The sequence below is a fragment of the Pseudonocardia sp. genome, from assembly GCF_035305885.1.
Taxonomy (GTDB): Bacteria; Actinomycetota; Actinomycetes; order Mycobacteriales; family Pseudonocardiaceae; genus Pseudonocardia.
On the sequence record NZ_DATGOP010000054.1, the window covers coordinates 56,870 to 63,023 of the forward strand.

Below are 6,154 nucleotides of genomic sequence, written 5' to 3' on the forward strand. Positions count from 1 at the left end.
GCTCTTCTGCCACGACGCCCGTGGGGTCAGCAGCGTTCAGCTCGGCGATCCCGGCTCGTCGGGCGGTGTCCGGCATCACGGGAGCAGGCGGGCGTCCCGGAACCGGCCGGGCGGCGCGCCGTAGGTCGCGCGGAAGACGCGGTTGAAGTAGGCGGGATCCCGGAAGCCCCACCGGGCGGCGATCGCGGCGACGGGCCGGCCGCGCAGGCGCGGGTCGAGCAGGTCGCCGCGGCACCGCTCCAGCCGGCGGCGCCGGATCCAGTCGGCGACCGAGGTCTCCTCGGACTCGAACAGCTTGTGCAGGTAGCGGATCGAGATGTGGTTCTCGGCGGCGATCCGCGCGGGTGCGAGATCGGGGTCGCCGAGGTGCAGCTCGATGAACGTGCGGATCTGCGCCAGCAGGGCGTGCCGGTGCCCGTCGGCGGCCGCTCGGCTCCCCGGGCCGGAGCAGCCGGTGACGGTGGCGGTCAGCAGGTCCGCGACGGTCGTGCCGAGCCGGGCGCCGGACACGTCGTCGATCGCGTCGAGCTGCTGCGGGAGCCCGCGCAGGAACGACGACGCGAGCGCGCCCATCCCCCGGTCGCCGCGGATCCGGCTCGCGGTCCGGGCGGTGAGCGCGTCGGCGTGCAGCGGCACCTGCTCGCGCGGGAACACCACGCTCGTCGTCCTGCACGGCCCCAGCACCACCCGCGACGGCCGCGACAGGTCGACGACCGCGAGATCGCCGGGTCGCAGCACCGCCTGCCGGTCGTCCTGCTCGACCCCCATCGTCCCGCGCACGAGCCCGGTGACCATGAACATCCCGTCGCGGTCCGCCCGGCGGACGTGGTGCTCGCGGTAGCGCAGGGCGCCGCCCCGCGTGACGACCCCCTCGTGGACGCCGACCGCACCGAGCCGCCCCAGCCGCCACAGGTCGCGGAAGTCGGGGTCGTCGGACGGGCGCAGCTCGACCGGGCCGATGACCTGGTCGGCGATGTCGCTCCAGTAGTCGAATCGCGTCGGCACCGGCTCGTCCACGGAGCGGAAAACCCTCGTGCCCACGCACGGCGACGGTAGTGACCAGCACCCCGGCCGCAACCCGCGGCGAACGGGACGGCCGCAACCGTGCACGCATGTCCAATCCCGCTACGCGCCGCTTCCATGACGGCCGCGGGCCCGGGCGGCACGGTCGGCTCATGACCGAAACCCGAACCACGGCGACCACGACCACCGCAGGCGCGCTCGACGGCCCCGCGATCCTGGCCAACGCGCGGGCCATCGCCCCGCTGCTGCGGGCCGAGGCCGAGGGGAACGAGCGGCGCCGCCGCCTGAGCCAGCGCACCGTCGACGCCCTGCGCACGGCAGGCGTGTTCCGCATCTCCACGCCCCGCGCGTGGGGCGGCCCGGAGGTGGACCCGTGGACGCAGGTCGAGGTGGTCGAGGCGGTGGCGCAGGCCGACGGCTCGGCCGGGTGGTGCGTCATGATCGGCGCGTCCGGCGGGTACTTCGCCTCGCACCTCGCCGAGCGGGCGGCGCGCACGCTCTACCGCAGCCTCGACGCCGTCACCGCCGGTGTCCCGCTGCCCGGCGGGAAGCTCGAGCCCGTCGAGGGCGGCTACCTGCTGACCGGGCGCTGGCCCTTCGTGAGCGGCTGCACCCACGCCGACGTCGTCATCGTGGGCGGCGTCGTCCCACCGGCCGGGTCCCCGGCCCCGGGCGAGCCGCCCGCGATCCGGGTCGCCGCGCTGCCCGCGGACCAGGTGACGATCATCGAGAACTGGGACACCACGGGGCTGCTCGGAACCGGGAGCCACGACGTCTCCGCCGACGACGTGTTCGTCCCCGCCGACCACACGTTCACCTGGGACGAGACCACCCGCGACGAGCCGCTCTACGCCTGGACCGGCATGTTCCTCGTCAACCACCTGGGCGTGCCGCTCGGCATCGCCCGCGCCGCCCTCGACGCCGCGGCGGACATCCTGCTCGACAAGATCATCGCGCCGGAGATGCGGCCCGCCCGCGACGAGCCCCGCGTCCGCGTCGCGGTGGCGCGGGCCCACGCCCTCGTGGGCTCGGCCCGCAGCTACGCGTTCGACGTCGTCGCGGACTTCTGGGCCACCCTCACCCGGGGCGAGCGGCCCTCGCGGCGGCAGCGGGCCGCGCTCGCCGGCGCCTACGTGCACACGGCGCGGGTGTGCCGCGAGGCCGCCGAGCTCCTCGCCGACGCGGTCGGCACGTCCGCGGTGTTCCGCCGCTGCGCCCTGGAACGCCACCGGCGCGACCTCGCCACCGCCTGCGCGCACCTCACCGCCCAGGACCGGTTCCTCGAGCTCGTCGGCGGGCTGTGGATCGAGGGCGCCGACCTCGACCACCCACTGGCCGCGGGCGGGATGATCTGACGCCGCGACACGGCGGCGGGCACCCGGGCGGGCGGCTCGAGGCCGAGGTTCGCCCGCGGCGTCGAACCGCCGTCGTCGGAGGTGACGATCCCGCGCTCGAACAGTTCGTGGAGGAGGCGGTTCACCACGACGTCGTGCCGGGCGCGGGTCGTGGGACCGCTCAGGTGATCACGTCGAGGACGCCGGCGCGGAAGCGCTCCTCGACCGGGTCGGCCGGCGGCTTCGGGTGCCCGCCACCGCCCGGTCCCGGGTGTCCTGCTGCCGCGACCACCGGCTCGCGCTCCCGGGCAGGGGATCGTCCGACGGCAGGTCGCCGAGGTCACGCCCCCACCGATCATGTGCGCGACCAGCGCGCCCGCGCTCGTCGTCGATCGCTTCCCGCTTCTCCCGCACGAGCCGCTGCGCCTCCTGCTCGGTCGCGCCTCGGGTGGCGTCGAACGAGCTGAAGCTCAGCGGTGCGGCAGCCCCGGTGCGCGCGCCGAGCTGCGCGGCCCGGGTGCGGATGCGGCGGGTGAGCCCGAGCGCGTCGCCGAGCATCGGCCGGGCGGTGAAGAAGCTGTCGAGGGTCTCGGCCGCGCGGTACAGCGCTACTCGGGGCTGGGCGGGCCGGCCGGGCCGAAGCTGTCCTCCCCGACGGCCGAGGCCACGCGGTTCCAAGGCCGTTGCCTGCCACAGCCGAGTTCGCAGAACACCGCGTCTCGCGGAAACCACCACAAACGCCCGGAAATGCACGGGTGAATTCCGCGGCCGAATCCGGAATGCCCTCGGCGCGCCGGCGTCCGGCGGCAGGGCGGGGTCGCCGCGATGTCGCCGATCGCACAGCGGATTGACTTGCGCGTTCATGTTTCGTGCAGGTTGACTGGTGCGGACATGAGCGCCGCGCCCCGACCCTGCCTGTTGACCCGCCGTCGCGTGGTCGACCACGGCCGGCGCACCGTCACGGGCTGTCGCGCCCGCGCCTGACGGACCTTCCTCCCCCTCACCACCTGTGCGCGCCGGCGATCCCGCGCGCCTGGAGCACCTGTGATCACGGTCGAGAACCTGACCAAGACCTTCGCGGGGCCCACCGGACCGGTGCGCGCCCTCGACGACGTCACCCTGGAGGTGGCCGCCGGCACCGTCTGCGGTGTCGTCGGCCCCAGCGGCGCGGGCAAGTCCACGCTCGCGCGCTGCATCCCGCTGCTGGAGCGGCCCGATTCGGGCGCCGTGCGGGTGGACGGCACCGACCTCGTGGCGCTGCGCGGGGCCGCCCTGCGCGACGAGCGGCGCCGCATCGGCGTCGTCCCCCAGGGCGACTCGCTGCTGCGGCAGCGGTCCGTGGCGGGCAACGTCGCGCTCCCGCTGGAAGCGGCGGGCGCGGCCCGCGCCGAGCGCGCCGGGCGGGTGGCCGAGCTGCTCGAGCTCGTGGGCCTCGCCGACAAGGCGAACGCCTACCCGGACCAGCTGTCCGGCGGGCAGCGCCAGCGCGTGGCCATCGCCCGTGCGCTCGCCGCCCGGCCCCGGGTGCTGCTGGCCGACGAGCCGACGTCCGCGCTCGACCCGACCACCACGGAGTCGGTGCTCGACCTGCTCGAACGGGCGCGCGCAGAGCTGGGCGTCACCGTCCTCGTCGTCACCCACGACATGGCGGTGGTACGGCGCATCTGCTCGACCGTCGCGGTGCTCGACCACGGCCGGGTCGTCGAGCACGGCTCCGTGCTGGACCTGGTCACCCGGCCGGGCAGCCGGACCGCCGCGGCCCTGCTGCCCGCGACCGACGACGCCGCGCGGCACGCGTCCGGTCACGCGGTCGTCGCCGACGTCGTGCTGACCGGGGAGGCCGCCGCCGGCCCGCTGCTCACCGAGACCGCCACCCGGCACGGCGCCGAGCTGGCGCTGCTCGGCGGCGGATTCACCGATCTCGCCGGCGTGCCGGTGGCCCGGTTCCGCGTCGGGCTGGACGGCACCGGCGCCGAGGCCGCGGTCGCCGCGCTCGCCGACGCGGGCGCCGCGGTGGAGCGCGTGCGAGCCCCGGAGGTGCTCGCATGACCGTCGACGTGCTCGCCCAGTCCGCTCGCGAGCCCACGCCGTGGGGCGAGGTCGTGGAGCTGCTCGTGCCCGCCACCGGGGAGACGCTCTACATGGTCGGGGTGTCGACGGTGCTCGCCGCGGTGTTCGGCATCCCGCTCGGCGTGTTGCTGCACCTCACCGCCCCGGGCGGGCTGCACCCGCGCCCGACCGTGCACCGGCTGCTCGGCGCCATCGTCGACCTCGGCCGGGCGATGCCGTTCATCGTGCTGCTCGTGCTGCTGCTGTCGGTCACCCGGTTCCTGATCGGCTCCACGATCGGCCCGACGGCGGCGATCGTCCCGCTCGCGGTGGGCGCCGTGCCGTTCGTCGGGCGGCTCGTGCAGAACGTGCTGGCCGAGGTGCACGTCGCGGTCGTCGAGGCCGCGGTGACGACCGGCGCCTCCACGTTCAAGATCGTCCGCAGCGTGCTGCTGCGGGAGTCGGTGCCCGCGCTGATCGGGGCGATCGGCGTCACCGCGATCGCGCTCGTCGGCTACTCCGCCATGGCGGGCGTGGTCGGCGGGGGCGGGCTCGGCGACGTGGCCGTCCGCATCGGCTACCAGCGCTTCGACGGCCGCGTGCTGTGGGCCACCGTGCTCGTCCTCGCCGCGCTGACCTCACTGATCCAGCTCGGCTTCTCCTTCGCGGCCCGGCGGCTGGACCGCCGCCGGCACGCGACAGCCTGATCCCTCGAAAGGACACCCATGCGACTGCGTTCCGCTGTCGTTTCCGCCGTTGCCGCGCTCACGGCCATCGTCACGCTGGCCGCGTGCGGCGGCAGCGCCTCCGAGGCCGCGGCGCCCGGCGACCCTGCGGCGCCGCTGCGGGTCGGCGTCTCCCCAACCCCGCACGGGGAGATCCTGCGCTACGTCGCCGACGAGCTCGCGCCCGCGCGCAACCTGCAGATCGAGATCGTCGAGTTCACCGACTACGTGCAGCCCAACACCGCGCTGGTCGACGGCTCGCTCGACGCGAACTACTTCCAGACCGTCCCGTACCTGGAGGAGTTCACCGCCTCCAGCGGTGCGGACCTGGCCTGGATCGCGCCCGTGCACGTCGAGCCGCTCGGGCTGTACTCGAACACGGTGACCGACATCGCCGCCCTGCCGGACGGCGCCACCATCGGCATCGCCAACGACGCCACCAACGAGGCGCGCGGCCTGCGGCTGCTCGCCGCCAACGGGCTGATCACGCTCAACCCGGGCACCGAGGCGACCGCCACCCCGCGCGACATCGCCTCCAACCCGAAGAACCTGCAGTTCAGCGAGCTGGAGGCGGCGCAGCTGCCGCGCAGCCTCGAAGACACCGACGCCTCGGTGGTGAACGGCAACTACGCGATCGACGCCGGGCTGAACCCCGCCACGGACGCGCTCGTGCTCGAGTCGGCGGAGAACAACCCGAACGCCAACGGCCTGGTCACCCGCACCGAGCTGCGGGACGACCCGCGGATCGCGACGCTGGCCGAGCTGCTGCAGTCGCAGGAGGTCAAGACCTACATCGAGCAGAACTACTCCGGGGCGGTCATCCCGGTCTGACCGGCTCGGCCGGGGTTCAGGAAAGCCACATTCATGAACGTGGGCTTCATGAATGTGGCTTTCCTGAAGTTCCGAGCGCCTCAGAGGTCGCTGCCGGCCGTGCGCATGGCGGCCCGGACCTCGGCGCCGTCGACGGCGCGGTAGGGGATGCCCTTGCGGATGGAGAGGAGCGTCGCCGTCGCGGCGGCGTGC

6 protein-coding genes are annotated in these 6,154 nt (G+C 74.8%); 4 read left to right on the top strand and 2 right to left on the bottom strand.

Features of this window, described 5'->3' with window-relative positions:
* Positions 1 to 75: 75 nt before the first annotated feature.
* Complete coding sequence (locus VKZ81_RS10840) at positions 76 to 1,041, bottom strand: helix-turn-helix domain-containing protein (RefSeq protein WP_324241352.1); 966 nt, start codon at positions 1,039 to 1,041, stop codon at positions 76 to 78.
* A gap of 134 nt (positions 1,042 to 1,175) precedes the next feature.
* On the opposite strand from VKZ81_RS10840, the gene VKZ81_RS10845 reads away from it, so the two are divergent.
* On the top strand, positions 1,176 to 2,378 hold the full coding sequence (locus VKZ81_RS10845) for an acyl-CoA dehydrogenase family protein (protein WP_324241353.1): 1,203 nt from the start codon (positions 1,176 to 1,178) through the stop codon (positions 2,376 to 2,378).
* A 168-nt stretch (positions 2,379 to 2,546) separates the two neighbouring features.
* Here the strand turns inward: VKZ81_RS10845 and VKZ81_RS10850 are convergent, their stop codons facing one another.
* Positions 2,547 to 3,221, bottom strand: a complete 675-nt coding sequence (locus VKZ81_RS10850; RefSeq protein ID WP_324241354.1) for a hypothetical protein — start codon at positions 3,219 to 3,221, stop codon at positions 2,547 to 2,549.
* 180 nt (positions 3,222 to 3,401) lie between these two features.
* Between VKZ81_RS10850 and VKZ81_RS10855 the strand changes: the two genes are divergently transcribed.
* From VKZ81_RS10855 to VKZ81_RS10865, 3 genes are read left to right on the top strand one after another with little or no spacing between them, the layout of a single operon-like run.
* Positions 3,402 to 4,406 (top strand): methionine ABC transporter ATP-binding protein, encoded by a 1,005-nt coding sequence (locus tag VKZ81_RS10855; protein WP_324241355.1) that lies wholly within the window; start codon positions 3,402 to 3,404, stop codon positions 4,404 to 4,406.
* Complete coding sequence (locus VKZ81_RS10860; protein ID WP_324241356.1) at positions 4,403 to 5,113, top strand: methionine ABC transporter permease; 711 nt, start codon at positions 4,403 to 4,405, stop codon at positions 5,111 to 5,113. Before VKZ81_RS10855 ends, VKZ81_RS10860 begins: the two co-directional genes overlap by 4 nt.
* A gap of 18 nt (positions 5,114 to 5,131) precedes the next feature.
* Entirely contained in the window at positions 5,132 to 5,962 is an 831-nt protein-coding gene (locus VKZ81_RS10865; protein ID WP_324241357.1) for a MetQ/NlpA family ABC transporter substrate-binding protein, read from the top strand.
* Positions 5,963 to 6,154: the final 192 nt, after the last annotated feature.